The organism is Cupriavidus nantongensis (assembly GCF_041726985.1).
GTDB lineage: Bacteria > Pseudomonadota > Gammaproteobacteria > Burkholderiales > Burkholderiaceae > Cupriavidus > Cupriavidus nantongensis_A.
Map to the genome: position 1 here is coordinate 1669498 of NZ_CP168303.1, position 25732 is coordinate 1695229.

The following is a 25732-nucleotide window of genomic DNA, read 5'->3' on the forward strand; positions in this document are numbered from 1 at the left end:
TCACGCTTGCGCCGTGGTGGCCCTGGCGCCGAACAACTGCCTGAGCCCCGAGAACAGCGGCGCCCTCGCCTCGCCCGGCGCGCGGCCAAAGCTTTCGGTGATGCGATCGAGCATGATCGCCAGCAGCACCACCGAGAGACCGCTTTCGAAGCCCAGGCCGATATCGAGCCGCTGGATGCTGGCAAGCACCTCGTTGCCCAGGCCGCCGGCGCCGACCATCGAGGCGATGATCACCATCGACAAGGCCATCATGATGGTCTGGTTGACGCCCTGCATGATCGACGGCAGCGCATTCGGGAACTGCACCTTGTACAGCAGCTGCCACGGCGTGCAGCCGAAGGCGTGGCCGGCTTCGACGATTTCCATGTTGACCTGCCGGATGCCCAGGCAGGTGAGCCGGACCGCGGGCGGCATGGCAAAGATCACCGTTGCCAGGATGCCGGGCACGCGGCCGAGGCCGAACAGCATCGCGGCCGGGATCAGGTAGACGAACGCGGGCATGGTCTGCATCAGGTCCAGCACCGGACGCACGGTGGCCGCAACCACCCTGCTTCTCGCCGCCCAGATGCCGAGCGGAACGCCGAGCAGCAGGCTGATGATGGTCGACGACAGCGTCAGGCCCAGCGTGATGATGGTCTGGTCCCAGAAGCCGGTCGCGAAGATCACGAACAGCGACGCCGCGGTGAAGAGCGCGAAGCGCCAGCCCACGCGCCAGAGCCCGATGCCGATGAAGATCGCCATCATCAGCCACATCGGCACGGCTTGCAGGCCGCGCTCGATCAGCTCCGCGAGGCCACCGATGGCGCGGCCGATGGCGTCGAAGGTGGCGGCGTCGTGATCGAGCAGGTAATGGACGGATTGGTCGACCCAGCGGCCGAGGGGCAGGAGTTCAGACATGGTTACCTCGCGAGCGCGTGATGGCTTTCAGGATGACGGCGCGGCTGACCGAGCCGCAGTAGCAGCCGTCGTCGTCGACGACCGGCAGCGCATTCGGGTTCGCGACCACGCGCTCGACGACGTGGTCGAGCGACGCGCTGAGCCGGATGCTTTCCACGGGATGCACGCTCTGGTTGGCGTCGCGCGTGACGAAGCCACGCAGCTTGCGCTGCGCATCCAGCACGAAGGCATAGTCTTCGCTGCCGTCCAGCGTTGCGGCGATGTTGGCCGCATCGAGCTTGGACAGCGTCGGCACGGCGTTGGTCTGCATCAGGTCGCCGGCCGTCAGGTAGCGGCTGGTGTCGATGCCGTCGAAGAAGGTGCGGACGTAGTTGTCGGCCGGGTTGGCGATGATCTCGTGCGGCGTGCCCACCTGTACCAGCCGGCCGCCTTCCATGATCGCGATCCGGCTGCCGATGCGCAGCGCCTCCTCCAGGTCGTGCGAGACGAACATGATGGTGCGGCGGTGCTCCTTCTGCAGCTGCAGCAGCACGTTCTGCATTTCCTTGCGCTTGAGCGGGTCGAGGGCCGAGAAGGCCTCGTCCATGATCATCAGCGACGGATTGACCGCCAGCGCGCGCGCCAGCCCGACGCGCTGTTGCATGCCGCCGGACAGTTCGCGCGGCAGCTTCTGCGCGAATGTCGCCAGGCCGACCTGCTCCAGCACCTCCATGGCGCGGCGCTCCCGCTCTTTCTTGCCGACGCCCGCGACCTCGAGGCCGAATGCGGCATTGGATAGCACGCTGCGCTGCGGCATCAGCGCGAACGACTGGAACACCATGCTCATGTCCTTGCGGCGCAGCGCGATCAGCTCGCCGCGGCTGACCGCGGCGACATCGCGCCCGCCGATCAGCACCTTGCCGGCGGTCGGGTCGACCAGCCGGTTGACCAGACGGATCAACGTCGACTTGCCCGAGCCCGACAGGCCCATCAGCACGAAAATTTCGCCTTCCTTCACGTCGAACGACACGTTGTGCACGCCGACCACGTGGCCGGTGCGCCGGAACACCTCATCCTTCGTCGCACCGGCGGCGAGCATGTCGAGGGCCTGCCTGGGATTGCTGCCAAACACCTTGCACAGACCTTCGACCACGACCTTGGGACTATCCATCGAAACCTCTCCTGGTCCTGCGGGACTCACTCGTCATATGGCATGCCAACCTTTCCTTCAATCCCGGGAAAGCGCTGGCGGCGCGTTACTGCCCTCCTCCGTGGAATGCCTGGGCAAACCTTGGCGTCGCATCGCGATCTGCGTTGCGCGATTCCCTACATGGTTGCCAAGAAACGCCCTCCCCTGCCGACGAATTCCGACAAGCGCTTGCGCAAATGCGACAACGGCAATCCGGCAAGGCAAATTTGGCGGCGACTATCCACAAACCGCGCCACCCGTCCAGCGAGCGTGGCGCGCGGCTTGGCGCACCGATACCAGCCACGCGGCGCTTCGGTTCTAGCCGGTGCCCGCATGGGCTGATCTACTTGGCGCATGGCATGTGCGCGCACGCCGCGTGCGCGGCCAGTCAACCCACAGAGGAATCGCATGAACGCGCAGTCTCCTTCACCACAGCACATCCTGACGCTGTCGTGCCCTAGCGCTCCCGGCCAGGTGGCCGCCACCGTCGGCCTGCTCGAGCGCCATCGCTGCTATATCGACGCCCTGACCGTCTTCGACGACGACCTTAGTCACCGCTTCTTCCTGCGTTGCGTGTTCCATCCCACCGATGCGCAGGCGCTGGATATCGGCCGGCTGCGGCAGGAATTCACGCCGATCGCGCAGGGCTACGGCATGCAATGGGCCATCCACGATGCGCATGCCCGTCCCCGCGTGCTGATCATGGTGTCGAAGCTCGAGCATTGCCTGGCGGACCTGCTGTTCCGCTGGCGCATGGGTGAGCTGAAGATGGATATTGTCGGCATCGCCTCCAACCATGCCGACCTGGAGCCGCTGGCGCGCCAGCACGGCCTGCCGTTCCGGCACTTCCCGATCACGCCCGAGACCAAGGCCGAGCAGGAAGCGCGCTGGCTCGACGTGTTCGAATCGAGCGGCGCCGAGCTGGTGATCCTGGCCCGCTACATGCAGGTGCTCTCGGCCGCAACCAGCGCCAGGCTGGCCAACCGCGCGATCAATATCCACCATTCATTCCTGCCCGGCTTCAAGGGCGCCAGGCCCTATCACCAGGCGCATGCGCGCGGCGTCAAGCTGATCGGCGCGACCGCGCACTTCGTCACCGATGACCTCGACGAAGGCCCGATCATCGAGCAGGTGGTCGAGCGCGTCGATCATTCGTACCGGCCGGAACAGCTGCTCGCGGTCGGCCGCGACGTGGAATGCATCACGCTGGCGCGCGCGGTGAAGGCGTTTATCGAGCGGCGCGTATTCCTGAACGGCGACCGCACGGTCGTATTCCAGTAAGCGCAAAGAAGCGGGCCACGATCGCATCACGATCGTGGCCCGCGTTCTCGTCACCACCGTGGGGCAGGCAGAATTACTGCGTGTTCTCGAGCCAGGCGCTGACGCGGTCCCCATGCGCGGCGATCCAGGCGTCGGCCGCCGCTTCCGGCTTGGTGCCGTTCTGGATTGCCAGCATCACGCTGTCGATCTCGCCCGGCTTCCACTGGAATTTCTTCAGGAAGGCCACCACCGGCTTCGCCTTGGTCTCGAGGCCGGGATTGACGACGTTATCGACATGCTCGGCATCCCCGAACACCTTCTTGGGATCGTCGAGGAAGCGCAGCTTCCACTTGGCGAACATCCAGTGCGGCGCCCAGCCGGTCACCACCACCGGCTTGTTGGTGTTCATCGAGCGCGCCAGTTCCACCGTCATCGCGCTGCCCGAGCTCGGCATCAGCGTATAGCTGAGGCCATAGCTCTTGATCGCCTCCGATGCCTTGCGCATGACGCCGGCGCCGGCATCGATGCCGACGATGCGGCCTTCAAACGAGGCCTTCTGTGCGTTCAGTTCGTCGATGCTCTTCGCGCTGACCGATGCCGGCACGATCAGGCCGATCCTGGCCTCGGTGAAGTTGGGGCCCAGGTTGACGACCTTGCCCTTGAATTGCTCCCAGTAGGCGCCCTGCGTCACCGGCAGCCAGGCCGACAAGGTCGCGTCGAGGTCACCGCGCGCCACGCCCTGCCACATCACGCCCGCAGCGACCGGCACCAGCTGCACCGGATAGCCCAGCTTTTTCTCGATGATGCGGGCGGCCACGTTGGTGGTGGCAACGCTGTCGTCCCAGCCCTCGACGTAGCCTATCTTCAGCGTGGGCCTGGTATCTCCGAGCGCGAGCGCGCTCCATGTCAGCATCACCGACGCGGCACTGGTGAAGAATAATTTGGTGAGAAGTTTCATGTCTACGCTCCTGTCATCGGCGCCGAGGCGCTCCCTTTCCGAATGCGAAGCGCCGGCCGCCGTGGGCGCCGGGTCCCGCACAACCCTTGCCTCACTTGTCGATCACAAGGTCCGATAGCGGCTTGCTGCAGCACAGCAGCACCATGCCCTGGTCGATCTCGCGCTGGCGGATGCCGCCGTTGTGCTTCATCTCGACCTGGCCGCTGAGCAGCTTCACCTTGCAGGTGCCGCACATGCCCTGGGTGCACGACGCCGCCAGCCGCACGCCCTGCTGGCGCGCCGCGTCGAGCACGTTCTGCGCCGCGCCGCAGGCGATCTCCCGGGCGCTTCTGGCGAAACTGATGTTGAACTGCGCCGTGTCCGGCTGGCCGCCGGGCACCGGCGCGCCACCCTCCACCGCTGCGCCGGCGTCGGGCTCCGCGTTCAGGGTCTCGAACGAGAAGCTCTCCTCGTGGTAGCGCCTGCGATCGAAGCCGGCTTCGTCGAGCAGCGCGCGCACCGCCTGCATGTACGGGGCGGGCCCGCAGGTGAAGATCTCGCGTTCCATGAAGTCCGGCGCGACCAGCTTCAGCAGCGGCAGCGACAGGAAACCGGTGACGCCCGGCCAGTTGGTGCGCGTGCCGACCCGCTCGCACACGAACGCGGTGCGGAAGTTGCTGTGGTTCGACGCGATCAGGTCCAGCTCGCGCGCGAAGATGATGTCGTCGGGCGTGCGCGCGCTGTGCACGAAGACGATATCGCGGTCCTCGGCCAGGTCATGGTGCGCGCGGCTCATCGACATCAGCGGCGTGATGCCCGAACCGGCGGACAGGAACAGGTACTTGTGCGCCGGATGCCGGGCACAGGTGAACTCGCCGGCCGGCCCCAGCATGCGCACCGGCGTGCCCGGCTTCATGGTGTCGTGCAGCCAGTTCGACACCTTGCCGCCCGGCACGCGCTTGACCGTGATCGAGACCGTGTGCGGCCGCGCCGGCGACGACGAGATCGTGTAGCAGCGGTTGATCGTCTCGCCGTCGATGTCGAGCTCCAGCGTGACGAACTGCCCGGGTTCGAATACGAAGGCGCGCCCCAGCGGCGAGCGGAAGAAAAAGCTCTTCACATCGTGCGTTTCCTGCCGCACGTGGCAGCACACCAGCGTTTCTTCCACATCGCTGGTCCAGCGCTCCGGAAGCGCGCTCCAGAACGACGGGCGTGTCACCCGGCTGTCTGCCGATTCAAACTGCACCGCATCGCGCATCATGTCGACCTCCCCTCCTGGCGCTCAGGCCCCGATCTGTTCGGCGAGCCGGCGCACGTACCAGGCCGAGAACTTCTCCACCAGGCCTTCCGTGAACGGCGAGTACGGGCCGGGCTCGTAGGCGCTGCTGGCAGCGCCGCGCTGCGAGTACTCGACCAGCGCGCGGTCCTGATCGTTGGTCGCGTTCCAGACCGCGGTGAGGTTTTTCACGTCGTAGTCGACGCCCTCGCGCGCGTCCTTGTGCACCAGCCATTTGGTGCGCACCAGGGTCTTGCCGGCCGACAGTGGGATCACCGAGAACGTGACGATGTGGTCGCTCATGAAGTGATGCCAGGAATTCGGCTGGGTCCAGAACGACAGTCCGCCCAGGTCGGCCTGCTCGAACCGGCCCAGCAGCTTCTTCGACGCCACCTTCGCGTCCAGCGTCTGCGATTCGCCGCTGCGGTCCAGCGGCAGGCGCTGGGTACGGAAGCCGGTGGTCTCCAGCAGCCGCTCGATCTCTGCCGACGGCAGCTTCATCGCCTCCCATTCCTCGGCGCGCGTGCGGCAGGTCTGCTCGAACGCCTCCATGCCCTCGGCGTTGGCGGGCGAGCGCTGGTAGCCGAAGCCGTACTCGTACAGCGAAATGGTCAGCTCCGGATGGTTGGCGACGCAGTGGTAGCACTCGCGGTTGTTCTCCATCGTCAGCTTCCAGTTGCCCTGCTCGATGATGTCGACCTGCGCCGCGACCTTGGTATTGGGCAGGTCGTGCGGCAGCAGGTACGGCTCCATGGCGGCGCGCATCGCCGCGAAGTCGGGCGGCTCCTTGGCCAGGCAGATGAAGATCAGCCCGGCAAGGTTCTCGACGTGGACCGATTTCAGGCTGTGCTTGCAGCGGTCGAACTTCTCGCCCATGTGCTCGGCGAACATCAGCTCGCCGCTCAGGTTGTAGGTCCAGCTGTGGTACGGGCACACGATATTGCCCACCGTGCCCTTGTCCTCGTTGCACAGGCGTGCGCCGCGATGGCGGCACACGTTGTGGTAGGCGCGCACCTGCATGTCGTCGTCGCGCACGATCAGGATCGAGTCCTGGCCGAGCTCGACGGTGACGTAGTCGCCCGGCTCGGGCACGTCGGGCTCGACCGCCACCTGGATCCAGTGCTGGCGGAAGATGGCTTCCATGTCGAGCGCGAAGATCTCGTCGCTCAGGTAGAAAGGCGCCTCGAGGCTGTGGCCCGCCTTGCGCCGCTGCACCAGCGCGCGAATGTCTGCCGATACGTTCATCGTTTGCTCCGGATTCCCTGCGTCCCTGTTGTTTGCCGACAGACCGGCAATGTCAGTAGTCGATGAGTTGATGCTCGCGTAAATACGCGAGGATGACTTGTGCTTTTTCGACCGAAGTCCCACCATTTACGACGTTGCCGCCGCGGCTTTCGGTAGTGGTCGCGGACAGCATGCGGGCGTGGCCGGAGCGCTTCTCGGCCGCCGCCAGCCTGACCGGCTTGCGCTCGACGGCACCCAGCGTCCAGGCGGCGGCGTCGGGATCCGCGCAGCGCGCCGCCGGCGCGGTGCGAACGGTGCCGTCGCGCAGGCGTGCGTAGGCATAGCGCGGTTGCGCGTTCGCCAGCGGATGCACCGCCACCACCGCGGGCAACGCCGCATCGACGCGCCGGCGCAGGCCCTTGGGCAGGAACTGCCGCACGGCGACGCGTCCGCCCTCGATCTCGATATCGACCGCGGCGCCGACCAGCGGGCGGCCGAGCACCGCGGCAAGCCGGTACGGCAGCATGCCGGTGTCGTAGGCGCCCTCGGCGCGGGTGCCGGTCAGCACCAGGTCGTAGTGCTTCACGTGCGCGGCCAGCACGCGGGCCGCGTCGTCGCCGGTGCCGCACGCCAGTACCTCGATCTCGCCGGCGCCCAGCGCCAGGTAGTCGGCCAGGGCGGTATCGGCGGCATCGCCCGCGTGCAGCACGGCCAGTTGCGCGCCGTGCCTGGCGGCCAGGCCGCGCGCCAGCTCCAGCGCGGCGGCGTCGTTGCGGCTGTAGCGCGGCGCGCCGCTGACCGGATGACGGCCGATCGAGACCAGCACCGCGATGCGCTTCACTTGTCGGGGGGCGTTCATGCTGCGACTCCTGCGAGTTCCCTGGGGCGCGCCGGGGCCGGCTGGCCGCGCGCGGGGCGTGCCGCCTGCACCAGCGCGATCAGTTCGGCGATGGTTTCGCGCGCGTCGCCGACGATGGTCAGGTTGGCGCGCTTGGCGATCGGCGCGCTGCCGTCGAGGTTGACGGCGATCACGTGGCGGCAGTCCTTAATGCCCTGCAGGTGCTGCACCGCGCCCGAGATGCCGAAAGCGATATAGACGCTTGCCTCGACCGTCTTGCCGGTGGCACCCACCTGCTTGTCGCGGCTGAAATGCCCGTTGTCCACGGCGACCCGGCTGGCGGCGATGGCAGCACCGAACGCGCCTGCAAGCTGCTCGAAGGCACCGATGTCCGCCACGCCGTTGCCCGCCGCGACGATGAAGTCGGCCTCCTCCAGCGCGACCCGGGCGGCATCGATCTCCTCGATGCCCAGGTCGCGGTACAGGTGCGTGCTGCTTCCCTTTGCGAACAGGAAGTCGGGCGAGAGCCGCTCGCCGGCGCCGGTGAACGGCAGCTTCGCGTCGACCGCGCCGGGCGCCAGCAGGATCACGTCCGGCAGCGCCCGGGTCGCGAACGAACGCCTGGCGTGCGCATACGTCCCCACATGGCGCGCATCGATCTCGACCACATGCGTCGCGACGCTGGCGCCGGCCTCCGTCGCGGCCGCGGCATAGCGCCGGCCGAGGTCGCCGTCCCCGGCCGCGTTGTCGGGAATGAAGACATGCCTGGCCGACAGGGCGGTGGCGCAGGCCTGCAGCGCGCGCAGTTCCGCCTCGGGGGCGAAGCTGCGGCGGTCGAACTCGGGCAGCGCGATCAGCTTGTCGGCGCCCAGCTCCGCGGCATCGTCCTTCATCTCGCCGAACACCAGCAGCGCGACCTCGGTCTGCGCATCGGCCAGCAATGCCGCGGCGGCCACCGCCTGGCGCGCATGCTCGTCGAGCGCGCCGCGTTCGCTGTGCGCGGCCACCAGCATCACATAGCGCGCGTCGCTCACCGCGCGCCGCGGCTTTGCCGCCGCGCCATGGCCATGCGCGGGCCAGTGCGCCGCGCCGGCGTCCGCGCTGCCGGCCTCGCCCAGCGTGATGCGCCTGAGCCCGGGCGCCGTGATGATGAACGGCCGGCGCGGATCGATTCGTTTGATCGTGTCCATCGATTTACTCCAGGGAGGCCGCAACCAGTTCCGCCACGTCGAGCACGTCGGGCCGCGGACCGACCACGCCCTCGAGCATCGCGGTGCAATTGGGACATCCGACCGCGACCACTTCCGCGCCCACCGCGCGCGCGTCGGCGATGCGGATATCGGGAATGCGCTGCTTGCCCGGGACGTCGGTCAGCGGCGCGCCGCCGCCACCGCCGCAGCAGCGCCCGCGCATGCCGTGGCGTTCCATCTCTACCACCTGGATGCCGATGGTCTTGAGCAGCTTGCGCGGCGCCTCGGTCTCGCCGTTGTAGCGGCCCAGGTAGCACGGATCGTGATACGTGGTGCGCTTGTCGCTCAGGGCTTCCACTGCCTTGGGAGCGATCAGTCCGCTCGCCGCGAGCTCGGCCATATAGGTGGTGTGATGCTTGACCGTGACCCGCAGCCCCAGCGCGCGGTATTCGTTGCGCAGGCTGTGCATCACGTGCGGGTCGGCGGTCACGATCTGCTTGAACGACAGGGTGCCGAGCGTTCCGATCAGGTGTCTGGCCAACTGCTGGAAGGTGGCCTCGTCGCCGAGACGGCGCGCGACATCGCCGGTGTCGGTCTCGACTTCGCCGAGCACCGCGTAGTCGACGCCGGCCTTGTTCAGCACCTTGACCAGCGCACGCAGGGTGCGCTGGTAGCGCATATCAAAACCGCCCTCGCCGGCCACCACCAGCACGTCGACCGCCTTGTCCGGACGCGCCACCGGTGCGTTCAGGTCCACCGACCAGTCGTAGCGCGCCGCCTTGTCGTAGCCGCCCATGGTGCCGGTCTCGCGCAGGTTCGCCAGCACTTCGGCGCCCTTGCCCGGCACGGTGCCGTGCACCAGCGTCTGGTTGCGTCGCATGTCGACGATCGCGTCGACGTGCTCGATCAGCATCGGGCATTCCTGCACGCAGGCGCGGCAGGTGGTGCACGACCACAGCGTCTGCGCCTCGATCAGGCCGGACACGATCGTCCCGTTGGGTTCGCCGCGGTGCTGGCCGACCGGAATTCCCGGCGTCGGGCTGCCCGCGTAGGCGGCATCCGTGCCGCCCGCCATGCCCACCACCAGGTCCTGGATCAGCTTCTTCGGGTTCAGCGGCTGGCCGGAGGCGAAGGCGGGGCACGCTGCCTCGCACTTGCCACACTGCACGCAGGCGTCGAAGCTGAGCAGCTGGTTCCAGCGGAACTCGACCGGTTTGGCGACGCCGTATTCCTTGTGCTCGATGTCGGGCAGCTTCAGCGCCGTCGGCGGCGTGGCGGTGCCGCTGCCGGTATACGAGTCCGGCGTCGCGGCGAAGCGCTCCTGGCGCGGATGGAAGGCCAGGTGCAGCAGGCCCGCCATGGCATGCTTCATCGGTCCGCCCGTGGCGGCGCCGACCGTCATCGCGAACGCGCCGATGCCGATCAGCACCGCGCACAGCACTGCGAACGCGCCCGACATGATTTCGGCGGGAACCACCGTGTACAGTGCCAGGCCGAGCGCGAACGCGCCGAGCAGCCAGGGGAGCGTATTCCATGGCCCCTTCGACAGGCGCGCCGGCACATCCTTCGCCTTGCGCCGGCGCCAGACAAAGACCGCGCCGACCAGCATCGCCAGCGCCGCGACCAGGATGAGCTTGTCCAGCCATGGCGAATAGATGGCCAGCCCGTAATTGACGAACACCAGCGCCAGCGCAGCGATCGCCCCGCCCGCCGTGGCCACGTGCGTCCTGGCGATATACGGATCGCGCGCCACCACGTGGTGCAGGTCGACGAAATAGCGCTTGGGGATCGCGAACAGGTTGGCGAGGCCGGCCGAGCCGGGCGCGGCCGCCCGCCCCACCCGCCAGTACGACGCGCGCCGCAGCAGCGCAAAGGCCAGCCCCGCCACCGACAGCCACAGCAGGACGGTAATCAGCAAGGATGGATGCATGGTCAGAAGTCCTTGACGAGGCGCAGCGCGTCGTAGATCGCGCCGTGGATGTTGTGCATCGAGATGCAGTCGCCCACGCGGAACAGCAGGAAGCGGCCGTTGCCCAGCGTTTCCGACAGGCACGGCTGCGGCTCGGCGGCAAACAGCTTGTGCACATCGACCTGCCCGCGATTGAGCGATTCCGGCTTGAGCTTCCAGTAGAGCGCGTCGTTCGGCGTCGAGCCGTTCTCGATCACGACCTGGTCGACCGCGCGCTCCTCGAGCTCTTCCGTATACTCGTTGCGCAGCACCGCGATCTTCTTGCCGTCTTCCTCGTAGACGCGGTCGAGCCAGTAGTTGGGCGTATGGATCACGCCCTGCGCATACAGGCGGCGGTAGAAGATCGGGAAGGTGGTGCCGCCGCAGTCGTCGGCGACCTTTACGTCGGGCGTGACGATCTCGACCTTTGCACCGCGGCTGGCCAGGTAGTCGGCGACGCCGGCACCTGCGTGCGTGCTGACGCCGTCGTAGACCAGCACGTTCTGCTTCGCCTCGACGCGCCCGGACAGCACCTCCCACGAGCTGACCGCCAGCCCTTCGGCGACGCCCCACGCGGGCACCTGGTCCGAAAAGGCACGGCCGCCGGTGGCCAGCACGATGATGTCCGGCTTTTCGGCCATGATCATCTTCGCGTCGGCCTCCACGCCGAGCCGGCGGTCGACGCCGAGTCTCTTGGTCTCCATGTCGAACCAGCGTACGATGCCGGCCATCTGCTCGCGCTGCGGCGCCTTCGACGCCAGCATGATCTGCCCGCCGACCTCGGTGTTCTTTTCGAACAGCACCACGTCATGGCCGCGCGAGCGCGCCACGCGCGCCGCCTCCAGGCCCGCCGGGCCCGCGCCGACCACCACCACCTTGCGCTTCGGCCCGCGCGATTTTTCGATCACGTGGGGCATGGTCGCCTCGCGCGAGGTGGCGGCATTCTGCACGCACAGCACGTCAAGACCGTTGTATTGGCGGTCGATGCAGTAGTTCGCGCCGACGCATTGCTTGATCTCGTCCTCGCGGCCGTCGCGGATCTTGATGACCATGTGCGGATCGGCCATCTGCGCGCGCGTCATGCCGACCAGGTCGACCATGCCGCTGGCCAGCAGCCGCTCGGCCTGCCCCGCGTCGCGGATGCTCTGCGCGTGCATCACCGGGATCTTCACCACCGACTTGATGCCCGCGGCCAGGTGCACGAACGGTTCCGGCGGCAGCGCCATCGGCGGCATGCAGTTGGCCAGCGTGTTGTGCGTGTCGGCGCCCGAGCCGATCACGCCGAGGTAGTCGATCAGGCCCGACTCGGACATCGCCTGCGCGATCTCCTTGAGCTGCTGGTGGTCGAGCCCGTCCTCGTGGAACTCGTCGCCGCACATGCGCAGGCCGACGCAGAAGTCCTTGCCGACCGCGTCGCGCACCGCCTGCAACACCTCGACGCCGAAGCGCAGGCGGTTCTGCAGGCTGCCGCCCCACTCGTCGGTGCGGAAGTTGGTGCGCGGGCTCCAGAACTGGTCGATCAGGTGCTGGTGCGCGGCCGAGATCTCGATCCCGTCCATGCCGGCATCCTTCACCCGCTTCGCCGCAGTAGCGAAATCGGCGATGATGCGGCGGATCTCTTCCACCTCGATGATCTTGGCGTTGCCGCGGTGCACGGGCTCGCGCACGCCCGACGGTGACATCAGGTGCGGCCAGTGCTCGCCGTGGAACGCCGAGCGGCGGCCCATGTGGGTGGCCTGGATCATGATCTTCGCGCCGTGCCGGTGCATCGTCTCCGCCAGCCGGGACAGGGGCTCGACGATGCGGTCCGTGGCCAGGTTCACCGACTTCCACCAGCCCTGGGGGCTGTCGATCGATACCGGGCTGGAGCCGCCGCAGATCGCCAGGCCGACGCCGCCCTTGGCCTTTTCTTCGTAGTAGCGCAGGTAGCGGTCGCCCGGCAGGCCGTCCGGTTCGGCATAGACCTCGGCGTGCGCGGTGCTGACGATCCGGTTGCGCAGCGTCAGCTGGTTGAGCTGCAGGGGTTTGAACAGGTGGGGATAGCGCATCGCAGGCGACCTCTGGCGTTCGTATGTCTGGGTGTTGCGTCTTTGGTGTTGCGGCGGAAAGCGGTCCTGGCGCGCGCTCAGTGCGCGATCGCCGACACCTCGAACACGCAATGCTCGTGGCCCTCGGCCGCGCACTGCGCTTCCTTCGATTGCGCGCGTGGCCCGCCCATGCCGGCCGGCGCCGTGTCGTTGACCCAGTCCATCGCGCCGGCGAACCAGCCGGCGAACATGTAGCAGAGCTTGCCTTCCTTGCCGGGCTGCGCCAGCACGAACGACGAGTGGTGCAGCGCGATGCGGGCGTGCGCCGTCGCCGGATCGGCTTCGAGCAGCGAGAACAGGCCCCAGCCGCGCTGCGACAGCCGCTTCAGGTAGTGCTCGTACACTGCCATGCCGGCCAGGCCGTGCAGCTGCGCCTCCTTGTCGCACCAGTGGTAGGCGGACTTGTAGCCGGCCTTGTAGAGGATCTCCGCGTACGCGTCGACACCGAGCGTCTCCTCCACGGCGACGTGGTTATTGGTGAAGAAATGGCGCGGGACATACAGCATCGGCAGCGCGTCGGTGGTCCAGACGCCGGTGTCGGGATTGACGTCGATCGGCAGTTGCGGTTGCATCGTGGTGGCTCCGTGAGGATGTATTCGCCGCTTGCGTCGTGGCGCAGGCGCGGCATTGCCCGCGTGCCCGCGCGGTGCGTGGGCACGTCCCGTTTGTCGTGAATGGCTCGAAAAAAAAGCTGTGACTGGCGTGGAGCGACTCAGGCGCCCCAGACTTCCCTGAACACCCGCACCCAGTTCTCGCCCATGATCTTGCGGATGCGCGACGCCTTCCAGCCGGCGCGCTCCATCGCCGCGGTCAGGTTCGGGAATTCGCCGATGGTGCGGATGCCTTCCGGATTGACCACCTTGCCGAAGTTGGTCAGGCGGCGATAGCGGCCCTTGTCGTGCGTCAGCATGTCGAAGAAATCGGTGCTGTAGCCCTGCGTGAAGTCGGTGCCAATGCCGACCGCATCCTCGCCGACCAGGTTGACCACGTAGTCGATCGCCTCGATGTAGTCGTCGACGGTCGCGTCGATGCCGCGCTTCAGGAACGGCGCGAACATGGTCACGCCGACAAAACCGCCGGCATCGGCGATCTCCCTGAGCTGCGCATCGCTCTTGTTGCGCGGATGCTCCTTCAGCCCCGACGGCAGGCAGTGCGAGTAGCAGACCGGCTTCTTCGAGAAGGCAATGGCTTCGGACGAGGTGTTGCCGCCGACGTGCGACAGGTCGACCATGATGCCGACGCGGTTCATCTCGGTGATGACTTCGCGGCCGAAGTCGGACAGTCCGCCGTCGCGCTCGTAGCAGCCGGTGCCGACCAGGTTCTGCGTGTTGTAGCAGAGCTGCACCACGCGCACGCCCATGTCGGCGAACGCCTCGATGTAACCGAGGTTGTCCTCGAACGCATGCGCGTTCTGGAAGCCGAGGATCACGCCGGTCTTGCCTTCGCGCTTGGCGCGCAGGATGTCGTCGGTGCTGCGCACCAGCGTCAGCAGCTCGCCGTACTCGCGGATCTGCTGTTTCATCTGCGCGATGTTGTCGACGGTCTTGGTGAAATTCTCCCAGACCGAGACGGTGCAGTTGGCGGCGGTGACGCCGCCCTTGCGCATGTCTTCGAACACCGAGCGCTCGAACTTCGAGATGTTCAGGCCGTCGATGATGATGCTGTCTTCGTGCAGCGGGCTCATGGGTTGCTCCACTCCTTGGCTCGGGTCTTGTCGGGGTTCAGTAGATCGGGAAGCGGTCGCACAGCGCGAAGATCTCGCGCCGCACGCGCTGCTCGGTGGCCGGATCGCCTTCCGGGTTCGCGCGCAGCGCCTCGAACACCTCCAGGATCAGCCGGCCGACCTGGCGGAACTCGGCGACGCCGAAGCCGCGCGTGGTCGCGGCGGGGGCGCCGAGCCGGATGCCCGACGTGATGGTCGGCTTCTCGGTGTCGAACGGAATGCCATTCTTGTTGCAGGTGATGCCGGCGCGCTCGAGCGCCTGCTCGACCTGCGTGCCCTTCAGGCCCTTGGGCCGCAGGTCGACCAGCAGCAGGTGGTTGTCGGTGCCGCCCGTGACCAGGTCGACGCCGCCCTCCTTCAGCACTTCGCCGAGCGCCTGAGCGTTCGCCAGCACGTTGTCGATATAGGTCTTGAACTCCGGCTCCAGCGCCTCGCCGAACGCGACCGCCTTGGCGGCGATCACATGCATCAGCGGGCCGCCCTGCAGGCCTGGGAACACGGCCGAGTTGATCTTCTTGGCGATCTCCTCGTCGTTGGTCAGCACGAAGCCGCCGCGCGGGCCGCGCAGGGTCTTGTGCGTGGTCGAGGTGACGACGTGCGCATGCTCGACCGGGTTGGCATGGCGGCCCGCGGCGATCACGCCGGCGATATGCGCCATGTCGACCATCAGCCTGGCACCGACGCTGTCGGCGATGGCGCGGAAGCGGGCGAAATCCAGCTGGCGCGGGTAGGCCGAGAAACCGGCGATGATCAGGCTCGGCTTGTGCTCATGCGCGAGCGCTTCGACCTGGTCGTAGTCGATCAGCATGGTGTCGCGGTTCACGCCGTACTGCACCGCGTTGAACCACTTGCCCGACAGCGCGGGCTTGGCGCCGTGGGTCAGGTGGCCGCCGGCATCGAGCGACATGCCCAGCACGGTGTCGCCCGGCCGGGTCAGGGCCAGCATCACCGAGCCGTTGGCCTGCGCGCCGGAATGCGGCTGCACGTTGGCGAAGCCGGCATTGAACAGCTGCTTGACGCGATCGATGGCGAGCGCCTCGACTTCATCCGCGAATTCGCAGCCGCCGTAGTAGCGCTTGCCCGGATAACCCTCGGCGTACTTGTTGGTCAGCACCGAACCCTGTGCCTCCAGCACGGCACGCGACACGATGTTTTCCGAAGCGATCAGTTCGACCTGCGACTGCTGCCGCTCGAGTTCCTTCACGAGTGCGCTGCGCACCCGCGAGTCGCGCTCGGCCAGGGGCTGCGAAAAGAAAGACTTGGTGTTCGACATAGGGTATCCGTGGCTGATTGAATGGGCTGCTGACGGGGCGAGGCGCCCGCTGCGCCCGGGGGACTTGCCCGGTTCGGCGCAGCGTTGCCGACGGATCTATTCTTGTCGTTCGCGTTTTTGGGCGGTTGGTGAATTCAGACGCGTTCTTTTCCATTTCCGCCATTCGCGTCCGTTTTGGACAAGTGGGTCACGCCGCGCATCGGCGCCTTGTGCTGGATGCGGCCGCCAGCGCGACGCCAGGACCGCTGCCAACCCATGCCCCGGGGCCCAATTTCAATGCACCGCACCGGTGCCTCGCACCGCTGCGGCGCGGTGCGTGCGTCACGCATCCGCGGCATTGCGGCGCTTGCGGCGGGTCACCGCGAGGATGGCTAGGGTTTCGCCGTATGGCACGTTTGTTGCGCGCGCATTATGAATATCGATAGACGGCACCGCGCCTTTCCCCAAGGCCATAAAGCCCGCCAGAAACCAAGGAACGCCCCCAATGTCCACCGACCGAACCGCGTCGCTGTCCCACTTTGCGTTCATGCCACTGCCCAACTTCACGATGATTGCGTTCACCAACGCCATCGAAGTGCTGCGCATGGCCAACTACCTGAGCGGACAGGAGCTCTACCGCTGGTCAGTCATCAGCCCCGAAGGCGGCCCGGTGACGGCAAGCAACGGCCTGACCATCGACACCCTTGCGGCCGACAGCATCGCGCGGCCAGACATCATGTTCGTATGCGGCGGCATCGACGTGCAGCGCGCCACCGGCGCCGGCCACCTGTCGACGCTGCGCCGCGCCGCGCGCGAGGGGCTGATGCTCGGCAGCCTGTGCACCGGCACGTACGCGCTCGCCAAGGCGGGGCTGCTGTCGGGCTATGCCTGCGCCATCCACTGGGAGAACATGTCGGCGCTGAAGGAAGAGTTTCCCGGCACGCGTTTCCTGAAGGAACTGTTCGTGATCGACCGCGACCGCGTGACCTGCACCGGCGGCGTCGCGCCGCTCGACATGATGCTGCACCTGATCGCCGCGCGCGTCGGCACGGGCCGCGTCACGCAGATCGCCGAGCAGTTCATCGTCGAGCATGTGCGCGACACCAGCGCGCAGCAGAAGATGCCGCTGGTGGCGCGGCTGGGTTCCGCGAACAAGTCGCTGTTCGAGGTGATCGCGCTGATGGAGAACAACATCGAGGAACCGTTGTCGCGCGAGGAACTGGCGCGCCTGGCGATGATGTCGCAACGGCAGCTGCAGCGGCTGTTCCGGGATCACCTCGGCATGACGCCGACGCACTATTACCTGACGCTGCGGCTACGGCGTGCGCGCGAGCTGCTGCTGCAGACCGACATGTCGATCATGCATATCACGATGGCGTGCGGATTCCAGTCGGCCTGCCATTTCAGCAAGAGCTATCGCGAGGCGTTCGGCGTGGCGCCCACGCGCGAGCGCAGGGCGCAGGCGGCGCCGCTGGCGAAGGCTCCTTTGCATGGGCAGGGGCAGAGGTTTGCGCCGGTGATGCATGCGTGAGGCTTTCCCCCTCTCCCGCTTGCGGGAGAGGGAGCGAACCTTCAGCGGATTTTCGCCCTCAGGGCACTACCGAAGTCACGCCGCCAGCATCCCATGCGGATCGATGACGAATTTGCGTGGCGCGCCGCCGTCGAACTGCTGGTAGCCTTCCGGCGCCTGGTCCAGCGAAATCACCGACACGTTGACGATCTCGGCAATCGGCAGGCGGTTGTGCAGGATGGCCTGCATCAGGTTGCGGTTGTACTTCACCACCGGCGTCCGCCCGGTATGGAACGAATGCGACTTGGCCCAGCCGAGGCCGAAGCGCAGGCTCAGGCTGCCGCGTTGCGCCGCAGCGTCCTTCGCCCCCGGATCGTCGGTCACGTAGAGCCCAGGGATGCCGATCGCGCCCGCGGGCCGTGTGATTTCCATCAGCGAGTTCAGCACCGTCGCGGGCGCCTCCTCCACATGGCCCGAAGCGCCGTGGCCGTGCGCCTCGAAGCCCACGCAATCGACCGCGCAGTCTATTTCCGGCGTGCCGAGGATGGCGGCGATCTGCTCGCCCAGCGTCGCGTCCTGCGACAGGTCGACCACCTCGAATCCCATCGCCCGGGCGTGGGCCAGGCGCGCCGGGTTCATGTCGCCGACGATGGTGCAGGCCGCGCCCAGCAGGCGCGCCGACGCCGCGGCCGCCATGCCGACCGGCCCCGCGCCGGCAATGTAGACGGTCGAGCCCGGCTTTACGCCGGCGGTGACGGCGCCGTGGTAGCCGGTCGGCAGGATGTCGGACAGGCAGGTCAGGTCGCGGATCTTTGCCATCGCCTGGTCCCGGTCGGGGAACTTGAGCAGGTTGAAGTCGGCGTACGGCACCATCACGTACTCGGACTGCCCGCCGATCCAGCCGCCCATGTCGACGTAGCCGTAGGCACCGCCGGCGCGCGACGGATTGACGCTCAGGCAGACACCGGTATGCTGCTCCTTGCACATCGCGCAGCGGCCGCAGGCGACGTTGAACGGTACCGAGACCAGGTCGCCGATCTTCAGGGTCTCGACGTCGCGGCCGATCTCGATCACCTCGCCGGTGATTTCATGGCCGAGCACGAGGCCCACTTCCGCGGTGGTGCGGCCGCGCACCATGTGCTGGTCCGAGCCGCAGATATTCGTCGTCACCACCTTGAGGATCACGCCGTGGCCGATCGCGCGACCGCTGGGATCGACCATCTTCGGATAGTCGATGTTCTGCACCGCGACCTTGCCCGGTCCAAGATAAACGACACCCCGGTTGTTGCTCATCGCTTCGTCTCCATGTCTCGTTAGCGCCTGCCGTGCCCGCGCCCGTCGGCGCGGCATCCACGGCATGCGTGTTCGAGAGTAGTGCGCTGTGCCGCGGCGCCCTGTGCAAAATCCGACGCCCGCTTGCGCAGGCCCGACATCGCGGTTGGCCCGGACTGCCGGCTCAGAACTTGTGGCGGATCGCGGCGCGCACCAGCACCTGGCGCGAGGTCGACGACGCGTCGGCCGCACCGGGGATATAGGCCCGGTCCAGTGCCGTGCCGGTCCGGTCGCCGCTGACGCGCTGGTAAACACCCTGCAGGTAGACGTCGGTCCGCTTCGAGAAGTTGTAGTCGGCCATCAGGCCGATACTGTGCACCCTGGGCTTCGCCTCACCCGACGACGCCTGGAACTTCTCCGTGGTCAGCGTGTACACCGCGCCGGCATAGAACGCCGGCGTGAACTGGTACTTGAGGTTGAATTCGAAGTTCTGGAACTTGAGCGCGTCCAGCGTGCCGGTGGCGGGCAGGATCGACCCGGAGATGTACGAGGTCGACAGCGGCTGCGTCAGGTTGGTGTTCGAGTAGGCAAAGCCCGCCGTCGCGGCCCCGAAGGTGTAGTTGACGCCGGCGCCGAAGATGCGCAGGCGCCGGGCCAGGAAGTTCTGGTCGCCGCCCGCGCTGATGGCGCCGTTGGTCGTTGCCGACGGGTTATCGGCCTGCAGGTAGGCCGCCGCCAGCAGCCAGCCGCCGTTCGCGTACTGCATGCCTGCGCCGACCTGGCGGTTGTTGGCAAAGTTGGTGTCGTTGCTGAAGCTGTACGTGCCGCCGAACTGGAAGCCGCCAAGCGTGGGGCTGGTGTACTTGACCGTGTTGTTGACACGGAACGAGTAGACCATGTTGTCGTTGTCGTAAGGGTGGCCGAACAGGTAGCCGCCCCAGTTGCCGACCACGGTAGTCTGTGCCAGGTAGTCGATCACGGAATCGTACTGGCGCCCCAGCGTGACGGTGCCGAGCCGGTCGTCGGACAGCCCGACATAGGCCTGCCGGCCAAACATCACCCCACCCTGCGCGGCCCTGCCGGTGCTGGCACTGAAGCCGTTCTCCAGCTGGAACAGCGCCTTGACGCCGCCGCCCAGGTCTTCCGACCCCTTCAGCCCCCAGCGGCTGCCCTGGGCGAAGCCGCTCTGCATCTCCACCAGCCGGTCGCCGCCGACATTGTTGGTGTAGTTGATGCCTTCATCGATGATGCCGTACAGCGTTACGCTGCTTTGGGCAAAGGCGGGCGTGGCAGACAGCAGCGCGATGGTCAGTCCGGACGTGGCTCTTTTCATTGGATTTCCTCCTTGTGTCGTGGCGCGCCGCCGCCACGCCGACTGGCACGGCAGCGACGCGCCTACGAGAGTAGTCTCCATGCCCGCACCGGCTGCATGCCAAAACCGACGCGCGCTTGGCTGGCGCCGCCATCGTACCGGTGCGGCTCAGGCAGGCTTGCCGGTGCGGCGCAGGTAGTCCGCGCGCGTCCACTCCAGCTCGACGCCGACACGCTGCGTGCTGGGCCGGATCTTCGGCTTGTGCGCTGCCAGGGTCAGCGTGTCGAGCGCCGGCCATTCGCGGAACGACAGCTCCGCGATGTCGGCCACCAGCGTCTCGAGCAGCCGTGTATGCGGCTTGTTCGCCAGGAACGTGGCGACACGCGCGCAATAGCCCTCGTAGTCGATCCACTCGGACGTTTCGCTGGGCTCGCGCCGGTAGCCAAGGCGCGCGTCGATCACGACCGGCTGCGGCGCGTCGTGTTCGTGCGCATGGATGCCGATGCGCACCGGCACCGTCATGGCATCGACAAAGACGCTCCAGCCCCGCCCCGGCAGTAGCGGCGCGTCGAGGCCATCGAGTCCCGGCTGTCGCTCGCTGAACACCTTCTCGACCGGCTTCATGACAGCAGCGGCGTCGCCGCGTCGAGCAGGATGCGGCAGAAGTAGTCGGCGAAGCTGCGCCGCACCACGATCTCGAAGCGGTTGTCGCCGGTCTGCAGCAGGATGACGGGCGCCTTGAAGTAATGGCTCTGCGCGCATTGCCCGGCGCCGAACACGCGTGGATGCAGGTCGAGCGGGCAGCCCCGTGCCAGCACGTCGCGCACGCGGTCGCCGCTGATCTCGACCACCGTATAGCCACTGCCGACATCGACGGCGGCGGAGTACGAGCCGGCGATGGCCGGCGCCAGCTTGCCCTCCAGCACGCCGGCCGTCACCGGCGCATCGGAGCGCACCAGCCATTCGTCCGGGCCCAGCCACAGCACGTCGTAGCCGGCGCCGCGCGTGACCGTATTGGGCGCGGCCGGCGGACAGCAGCCCACCACGCCCTCGAACGCGTCGACGAAGGCGGCATCGGCCAGCTCGCCGCGCACCATCACCAGGTCAAGGAACTGCCGCTCGCGCACCGTGAAGTACATCGAGCCGCGCAGGTGCGGCGCTTCGAGCAGGCCGGCGGCGCCGACCAGCGGCGACTCCAGGCGCACGTCGCGCGTGCGGGCGTTCGGCACCGGCGCATCGGCCAGTGCGGTAGCAATGCCTTGTTCATTCCACATTCTGGCGCACTCCTTCGCTATCGTAGAAAACGGGGCTGGAAATCTTCGCGCTCACGCGGCGGCCGTCGGCCAGCGGGATCGCGACGCTCTCGCCCATCTTGCCCAGCCCACCCTTGACCACGGCCAGCGCGATCGAGCGCTGCAGGATCGGGCTGTAGTAGCTCGACGTCACGTGGCCGATCATCGGCGTCGGCTCGGTGGTCGACACGCGCGTCTGCGGCGCAATGATCTGCGCGCCCTCGGGCAGCACGAATTGCGCGTCGTCGGTCAGCAGGCCGATGAACTGCTTGCGGCCCTCCTTGGCCGTATCCGAGCGCGTCAGCGAACGCTTGCCGAGAAAGTCCTTCGACTTCGCCACCAGCCCGCCCATGCCGAGGTCATACGGCGTGACCGAGCCGTCGGTGTCCTGGCCGACGATGATGTAGCCCTTCTCGGCGCGCAGCACGTGCATGGTCTCGGTGCCGTACGGAGTGATGTCGAACTCGGCGCCGGCGGCCATCAGCGCCTCCCACACGGCGCGCCCGGCATTGGCCGGCACGTTGACCTCGTAGGCCAGTTCGCCCGAGAAGCTGATGCGCATCACGCGCGCCCTGGCGCCGGCCACGGTGCCGTTGCGGTAGCTCATGAACGGGAACGCCGCGTTGGCAAAGTCGATATCGCCGCAGACCTTCTGCAGCACCTTGCGGCTCTTGGGGCCGACCACCGCGAACGTCGCCCAGTGGTCGGTCACCGACGACAGGCGCACCTTCATATCCGGCCACTCGGTCTGCAGCCAGCGCTCCATCCAGGTCAGCACGCGCGCGGCGCCGCCGGTGGTGGTGGTCATCATGAAATGCTGCTCGCCCAGGCGCACGGTCACGCCGTCGTCGAAGACCATGCCGTTCTCGTCCAGCATCAGCCCGTAGCGGCACTTGCCGACCTCGAGCTTGCCCCAGGGGTTGGTGTACATCCAGTTCAGCAGCGTGACCGCGTCCGGGCCCTGGATGTCGATCTTGCCCAGCGTCGACGCATCTAGGATGCCGACGCTGTTGCGCACCGCCAGGCATTCGCGCTTGACCGCGGCGTGCAGGTCCTCGCCGCGCTTCGGGAAATACCAGGGGCGCTTCCAGTTGCCGACGTCCTCGAACAGGGCGCCGTTGGCGACGTGCCATTCGTGCACGCAGGTCTTGCGCACCGGGTCGAGGAAGTCGCCGACCTCGCGCCCCGCGAAGGTACCAAACGTGACCGGCGTGTAGTTGGGCCGGAACGTGGTGGTGCCGGTCTCGGGAATCGACTTGCCCAGCGCCTGTGCCAGGATCGCCATGCCGTTGATGTTGCCGAGCTTGCCCTGGTCGGTGCCGAAGCCCATCGCGGTGTAGCGCTTGACGTGCTCGACCGACTCGAAGCCTTCGCGTGCCGCCAGCAGGATGTCGGCGGCCGCGACGTCGTTCTGGAAGTCGACGAACTGCTTGGGCCCGCGCGCGGCGGCCTCGCGGCTGCCGACCAGCCACAGCGGCAGCAAGGGGCCTTCGGCAACGGCGCTGACCTTCGGCGCCGCCGGCCGCTTCGCGGTGATGAAGCCGGCCGCCCTGGCCGCCTCGGTGCCGGCCTCCAGCGCCAGCGGCAGTGCCAGCGCCAGGTTGAATTCGCCCGCGGCTGCGCCGATGCTGCACTCGGCCTGCATCGACTTGCCCGGCACGAAGCAGGTCTTGTCGTCGCTCCACTGCGCCTTGCCGCCCGATTGCGCGAACAGGTGCAGCACCGGGCTCAGGCCGCCTGACATCGCCACCAGGTCGCAGGCGAGCTTCGACACCTTGCCGTCGACCTTGCCGTTGGCATAGGACGCGACGCTGACCGAGCTCACGTGCGTCTTGCCGGCGGCGGCTACCACCACCGCGCCGTTCAGCACCGCCACGCCCTGCCGCTTCGCCGCCGCGGGCAGTGCGCCGGTGGTGGTGGCGCGCGGATCGACCACCGTCACCTTCGCACCGCACGCCTTCAGGTCCAGCGCCGCCTGGTAGCCACGGTCGTTGTTGGTGAACACCACTGCCTCGCGTCCCGGCAGCACGCCGTAGCGATGGATGTAGGCCGACACCGCCGAGGCCATCATCACGCCCGGCAGGTCGTTGTTGCCGAAGACGATGGGACGCTCGTGCGCGCCGGTCGCCAGGATCACGCGTTTGGCGCGGATCTTCCACAGCAGCTCGCGCGAGCCGTGGCGCATCGAGACCGACAGGTGGTCGGTCAGGCGCTGCGTGACGGTGACCAGGTTATGGTCCTGGTAGCCGAAGGCGTTGCTGCGCGACAGGATCGTCACGTCCGGCAGCTTGCGCAGCTTGCCCTCGATCTCGGCGACCCACTGCAGCGCGGGTTTGCCGTTGATGTCGGCGCGCGTGGACAGCAGGCTGCCACCGAGTTCGCACTGGTCATCGACCAGGATCACGCGCGCGCCCGTTACCGCCGCCGCATGCGCAGCGGCCAGCCCGGTCGGGCCGCCGCCGACCACCAGCACGTCGCAGTGCGCGTAGCACTTGTCGTAGCGGTCGGCGTCCAGGGTCGTCGGGGCCTTGCCCAGGCCGGCCGCCGCGCGGATCTTCTCCTCATAGCGCGGCCACATCTTGCGCGGCCACATGAAGGTCTTGTAGTAGAAGCCGGCGGGCATGAAGCGGGCGAACTTCTGGTTGACCGCCATGCGGTCGCGCTCGAGGTCGGGCTCGGCGTTCACGCTGGTCGCGACCAGTCCCTGGTACAGCTCGATCTCGGTCGCGCGCGCGTTCGGCACGGTGTAGGCGCCGCCCTCCAGCTGCACCACCGCATTCGGCTCGGCCACGTCGGCGGTCATGATGCCGCGCGGGCGATGGTATTTGAAGCTGCGCGCGACGAAGCGCACGCCGTTGGCAAGCAGCGCCGAGGCCAGCGTGTCGCCCTGGAAGCCCTGGTACACGCGCCCGTTGAAGGTAAAGGACAGCGGCTTGCCGCGATTGATGCGGCCGCCGGTGCCGAGACGGTGTTTCTGGCTCATTGCTTGCCCCTTCCCTGCGGTGCGTTGGCGGCGGGCTGGCCGAAGGTCTCGTAGCCCTTGATGTCGTAGGTGACGGTGTCGCGCTCGGCCTTGAACCAGCGCCGGCATCCCTGTGCGTGCAGCCACTGCTCGCGGTGCATGCCGCGGGTATTGGTGCGCATGAACAGGTAGTCGCCCCATTCACGGTCGGACAGCTTGTCGGTGTCGAGCGGGCGCGCGATGTCGGCCTCGCCGCCGCACGAGAATTCGGATTCGGCGCGCGGGCCGCACCATGGACATTGGATCAGCAGCATGTGGTTCTCCTGCTTGGGTTCAGTGCGCGACGGCGGCAGCGCCGTGCTCGTCGATCAGGTGGCCGGTATAGAAGCGGTCCAGCGAAAACGGCGCGTTCAGCGCATGCGGCTGGTCGCGCGCGATGGTGTGCGCGTAGGCCCAGCCCGAGCCCGGCGTCGCCTTGAAGCCGCCGGTGCCCCAGCCGCAGTTGAAATACAGCCCTTTCACGTCGGTCTTGCTGATGATCGGGCATGCGTCCGGCGAGGTGTCGACAATGCCGCCCCACTGGCGGTTCATGCGCACCCGCGAGAACACCGGGAACATCTCGACAATGGCCTGCAGCGTGCCTTCGATGACCTGGAAGCTGCCGCGCTGGCCGAATCCGGTGTACTGGTCGATGCCCGCGCCGATCACCAGGTCGCCCTTGTCGGACTGGCTGATATAGGCGTGCACCGCGTTGGACATGATCACCGAGTTGACCACCGGCTTGATCGGCTCGGACACCAGCGCCTGCAGCGGGTGGCTTTCCAGCGGCAGGCGGATGCCCGCCATGTCGGCCAGCGTGGTGGTATTGCCAGCGGCGACCACCGCGACCTTCTTTGCCTTGATGAAGCCCTTGACCGTGTCGACGCCGACCACCGCGCCGCCGTCGCGGCGGATGCCGGTGACCTGGCAGTTCTGGATGATGTCGACGCCGGCGCGGTCGGCGCCGCGGGCAAAGCCCCAGGCCACGGCATCGTGCCGGGCCACCCCGGCGCGGCGCTGGATCGATGCGCCCAGCACCGGGTAGCGGCTGTTCAGGTTGATGGTGGGCTCGATCTCCTTGACCTGTGCCGGCGTCAGGAACTCGGCGTCGACGCCGTTGAGGCGGTTGGCGTTCACGCGCCGCTCGGTGTCGCGCACATCCTGCAGCGTGTGCGCCAGGTTCATCACGCCGCGCTGGCTGAACATGACGTTGTAGTTCAGGTCCTGCGACAGGCCCTCCCACAGCTTCATCGCCTTTTCGTAGAGCGCCGCGGACTCGTCCCACAGGTAGTTGGAGCGCACGATGGTGGTATTGCGCGCGGTATTGCCGCCGCCGATCCACCCTTTCTCCAGCACCGCCACGTTGGTGATGCCGTGCTCCTTGGCCAGGTAGTAGGCGGTCGCCAGGCCATGCCCGCCGCCGCCCACGATGACCACGTCATACTCGCGCCTGGGCTCGGGGCTTCTCCACTGCTTCTCCCAGTTTTCGTGGTACGACAGCCCGTTGCGGAACAGGCTGAAGATCGAATAGCGGCTCATTTCCCA

20 protein-coding genes and 1 pseudogene are annotated in these 25732 nt (G+C 67.4%); 2 read left to right on the plus strand and 19 right to left on the minus strand.

Annotation, left to right across the window (positions count from 1 at the left end; translation table 11 throughout):
• Nucleotides 1–897 (minus strand): choline ABC transporter permease subunit, encoded by an 897-nt coding sequence (gene choW, locus ACEI37_RS18980; protein WP_373380193.1) that lies wholly within the window; start codon nt 895–897, stop codon nt 1–3.
• Nucleotides 890–2084, minus strand: a pseudogene (locus ACEI37_RS18985) (glycine betaine/L-proline ABC transporter ATP-binding protein); the annotation flags it as partial. The pseudogene ACEI37_RS18985 and the gene choW, both read right to left, overlap by 8 nt.
• A gap of 389 nt (nt 2085–2473) precedes the next feature.
• On the opposite strand from ACEI37_RS18985, the gene purU reads away from it, so the two are divergent.
• Nucleotides 2474–3346 carry a formyltetrahydrofolate deformylase gene (gene purU / locus ACEI37_RS18990; RefSeq protein WP_373380194.1) on the plus strand — a complete coding sequence of 291 codons (873 nt, stop codon included), beginning with the start codon at nt 2474–2476 and terminating at the stop codon, nt 3344–3346.
• 73 nt (nt 3347–3419) lie between these two features.
• Here purU and ACEI37_RS18995 read toward each other — a convergent pair whose 3' ends face one another.
• The 10 genes from ACEI37_RS18995 to ACEI37_RS19040 all read right to left on the minus strand — a co-directional run bounded on the left by ACEI37_RS18995 (nt 3420) and on the right by ACEI37_RS19040 (nt 15821).
• The gene (locus tag ACEI37_RS18995; RefSeq protein WP_373380195.1) at nt 3420–4283 is read right to left on the minus strand and encodes a glycine betaine ABC transporter substrate-binding protein; all 864 of its coding nucleotides are present in this window, start codon (nt 4281–4283) and stop codon (nt 3420–3422) included.
• Nucleotides 4284–4374: 91 nt separating this feature from the next.
• Nucleotides 4375–5523: an FAD-binding oxidoreductase gene (locus ACEI37_RS19000; RefSeq protein ID WP_373380196.1), complete on the minus strand. Its 1149-nt coding sequence runs from the start codon at nt 5521–5523 to the stop codon at nt 4375–4377.
• Between the two features lie 21 nt (nt 5524–5544).
• Nucleotides 5545–6783, minus strand: coding sequence for an SRPBCC family protein (locus tag ACEI37_RS19005; RefSeq protein WP_373380197.1), 1239 nt, complete (start codon nt 6781–6783; stop codon nt 5545–5547).
• Nucleotides 6784–6835: 52 nt separating this feature from the next.
• Complete coding sequence (locus ACEI37_RS19010; RefSeq protein WP_373380198.1) at nt 6836–7621, minus strand: electron transfer flavoprotein subunit beta/FixA family protein; 786 nt, start codon at nt 7619–7621, stop codon at nt 6836–6838.
• The gene (locus tag ACEI37_RS19015) at nt 7618–8790 is read right to left on the minus strand and encodes an electron transfer flavoprotein subunit alpha/FixB family protein (protein WP_373380199.1); all 1173 of its coding nucleotides are present in this window, start codon (nt 8788–8790) and stop codon (nt 7618–7620) included. Before ACEI37_RS19015 ends, ACEI37_RS19010 begins: the two co-directional genes overlap by 4 nt.
• A gap of 4 nt (nt 8791–8794) precedes the next feature.
• The gene (locus ACEI37_RS19020; protein ID WP_373380200.1) at nt 8795–10720 is read right to left on the minus strand and encodes a (Fe-S)-binding protein; all 1926 of its coding nucleotides are present in this window, start codon (nt 10718–10720) and stop codon (nt 8795–8797) included.
• Nucleotides 10721–10722: 2 nt separating this feature from the next.
• A complete protein-coding gene (locus ACEI37_RS19025; protein ID WP_373380201.1) occupies nt 10723–12786 on the minus strand; it encodes an FAD-dependent oxidoreductase in 2064 nt (687 codons plus the stop codon).
• A gap of 77 nt (nt 12787–12863) precedes the next feature.
• The gene (locus ACEI37_RS19030; RefSeq protein ID WP_373380202.1) at nt 12864–13397 is read right to left on the minus strand and encodes a DUF5943 domain-containing protein; all 534 of its coding nucleotides are present in this window, start codon (nt 13395–13397) and stop codon (nt 12864–12866) included.
• Between the two features lie 140 nt (nt 13398–13537).
• Nucleotides 13538–14509, minus strand: a complete 972-nt coding sequence (locus tag ACEI37_RS19035) for a dipeptidase (protein WP_373380203.1) — start codon at nt 14507–14509, stop codon at nt 13538–13540.
• A gap of 37 nt (nt 14510–14546) precedes the next feature.
• Nucleotides 14547–15821, minus strand: a complete 1275-nt coding sequence (locus ACEI37_RS19040) for a serine hydroxymethyltransferase (RefSeq protein WP_373380204.1) — start codon at nt 15819–15821, stop codon at nt 14547–14549.
• A gap of 484 nt (nt 15822–16305) precedes the next feature.
• Between ACEI37_RS19040 and ACEI37_RS19045 the strand changes: the two genes are divergently transcribed.
• Nucleotides 16306–17331: a GlxA family transcriptional regulator gene (locus ACEI37_RS19045; RefSeq protein ID WP_373380205.1), complete on the plus strand. Its 1026-nt coding sequence runs from the start codon at nt 16306–16308 to the stop codon at nt 17329–17331.
• 75 nt (nt 17332–17406) lie between these two features.
• Here the strand turns inward: ACEI37_RS19045 and fdhA are convergent, their stop codons facing one another.
• The 7 genes from fdhA to ACEI37_RS19080 all read right to left on the minus strand — a co-directional run bounded on the left by fdhA (nt 17407) and on the right by ACEI37_RS19080 (nt 25726).
• Nucleotides 17407–18603, minus strand: a complete 1197-nt coding sequence (fdhA, locus tag ACEI37_RS19050) for a formaldehyde dehydrogenase, glutathione-independent (protein WP_373380206.1) — start codon at nt 18601–18603, stop codon at nt 17407–17409.
• 163 nt (nt 18604–18766) lie between these two features.
• Nucleotides 18767–19915, minus strand: coding sequence for a porin (locus ACEI37_RS19055; protein WP_373380207.1), 1149 nt, complete (start codon nt 19913–19915; stop codon nt 18767–18769).
• Nucleotides 19916–20062: 147 nt separating this feature from the next.
• Nucleotides 20063–20518 carry a dihydroneopterin aldolase gene (locus ACEI37_RS19060; RefSeq protein WP_373380208.1) on the minus strand — a complete coding sequence of 152 codons (456 nt, stop codon included), beginning with the start codon at nt 20516–20518 and terminating at the stop codon, nt 20063–20065.
• A complete protein-coding gene (locus ACEI37_RS19065; RefSeq protein ID WP_373380209.1) occupies nt 20515–21168 on the minus strand; it encodes a sarcosine oxidase subunit gamma in 654 nt (217 codons plus the stop codon). The genes ACEI37_RS19060 and ACEI37_RS19065 overlap by 4 nt, the downstream gene beginning before the upstream one ends.
• The gene (locus ACEI37_RS19070; protein WP_373380210.1) at nt 21158–24169 is read right to left on the minus strand and encodes a sarcosine oxidase subunit alpha family protein; all 3012 of its coding nucleotides are present in this window, start codon (nt 24167–24169) and stop codon (nt 21158–21160) included. The genes ACEI37_RS19065 and ACEI37_RS19070 overlap by 11 nt, the downstream gene beginning before the upstream one ends.
• Nucleotides 24166–24462, minus strand: a complete 297-nt coding sequence (locus ACEI37_RS19075) for a sarcosine oxidase subunit delta (protein WP_373380211.1) — start codon at nt 24460–24462, stop codon at nt 24166–24168. Before ACEI37_RS19075 ends, ACEI37_RS19070 begins: the two co-directional genes overlap by 4 nt.
• 19 nt (nt 24463–24481) lie before the next feature.
• On the minus strand, nt 24482–25726 hold the full coding sequence (locus ACEI37_RS19080) for a sarcosine oxidase subunit beta family protein (protein ID WP_092318251.1): 1245 nt from the start codon (nt 25724–25726) through the stop codon (nt 24482–24484).
• Between the last annotated feature and the right edge of the window lie 6 nt (nt 25727–25732).

Excerpts from the sequence above, each read along its gene's own strand:
- choW (WP_373380193.1), bottom strand. The coding sequence starts at position 897 with ATGTCTGAACTCCTGCCCCTCGGCCGCTGGGTCGACCAATCCGTCCAT.
- purU (WP_373380194.1), top strand. The coding sequence starts at position 2,474 with ATGAACGCGCAGTCTCCTTCACCACAGCACATCCTGACGCTGTCGTGC.
- ACEI37_RS18995 (WP_373380195.1), bottom strand. The coding sequence starts at position 4,283 with ATGAAACTTCTCACCAAATTATTCTTCACCAGTGCCGCGTCGGTGATG.
- ACEI37_RS19000 (WP_373380196.1), bottom strand. The coding sequence starts at position 5,523 with ATGATGCGCGATGCGGTGCAGTTTGAATCGGCAGACAGCCGGGTGACA.
- ACEI37_RS19005 (WP_373380197.1), bottom strand. The coding sequence starts at position 6,783 with ATGAACGTATCGGCAGACATTCGCGCGCTGGTGCAGCGGCGCAAGGCG.
- ACEI37_RS19010 (WP_373380198.1), bottom strand. The coding sequence starts at position 7,621 with ATGAACGCCCCCCGACAAGTGAAGCGCATCGCGGTGCTGGTCTCGATC.
- ACEI37_RS19015 (WP_373380199.1), bottom strand. The coding sequence starts at position 8,790 with ATGGACACGATCAAACGAATCGATCCGCGCCGGCCGTTCATCATCACG.
- ACEI37_RS19020 (WP_373380200.1), bottom strand. The coding sequence starts at position 10,720 with ATGCATCCATCCTTGCTGATTACCGTCCTGCTGTGGCTGTCGGTGGCG.
- ACEI37_RS19025 (WP_373380201.1), bottom strand. The coding sequence starts at position 12,786 with ATGCGCTATCCCCACCTGTTCAAACCCCTGCAGCTCAACCAGCTGACG.
- ACEI37_RS19030 (WP_373380202.1), bottom strand. The coding sequence starts at position 13,397 with ATGCAACCGCAACTGCCGATCGACGTCAATCCCGACACCGGCGTCTGG.
- ACEI37_RS19035 (WP_373380203.1), bottom strand. The coding sequence starts at position 14,509 with ATGAGCCCGCTGCACGAAGACAGCATCATCATCGACGGCCTGAACATC.
- ACEI37_RS19040 (WP_373380204.1), bottom strand. The coding sequence starts at position 15,821 with ATGTCGAACACCAAGTCTTTCTTTTCGCAGCCCCTGGCCGAGCGCGAC.
- ACEI37_RS19045 (WP_373380205.1), top strand. The coding sequence starts at position 16,306 with ATGTCCACCGACCGAACCGCGTCGCTGTCCCACTTTGCGTTCATGCCA.
- fdhA (WP_373380206.1), bottom strand. The coding sequence starts at position 18,603 with ATGAGCAACAACCGGGGTGTCGTTTATCTTGGACCGGGCAAGGTCGCG.
- ACEI37_RS19055 (WP_373380207.1), bottom strand. The coding sequence starts at position 19,915 with ATGAAAAGAGCCACGTCCGGACTGACCATCGCGCTGCTGTCTGCCACG.
- ACEI37_RS19060 (WP_373380208.1), bottom strand. The coding sequence starts at position 20,518 with ATGAAGCCGGTCGAGAAGGTGTTCAGCGAGCGACAGCCGGGACTCGAT.
- ACEI37_RS19065 (WP_373380209.1), bottom strand. The coding sequence starts at position 21,168 with ATGTGGAATGAACAAGGCATTGCTACCGCACTGGCCGATGCGCCGGTG.
- ACEI37_RS19070 (WP_373380210.1), bottom strand. The coding sequence starts at position 24,169 with ATGAGCCAGAAACACCGTCTCGGCACCGGCGGCCGCATCAATCGCGGC.
- ACEI37_RS19075 (WP_373380211.1), bottom strand. The coding sequence starts at position 24,462 with ATGCTGCTGATCCAATGTCCATGGTGCGGCCCGCGCGCCGAATCCGAA.
- ACEI37_RS19080 (WP_092318251.1), bottom strand. The coding sequence starts at position 25,726 with ATGAGCCGCTATTCGATCTTCAGCCTGTTCCGCAACGGGCTGTCGTAC.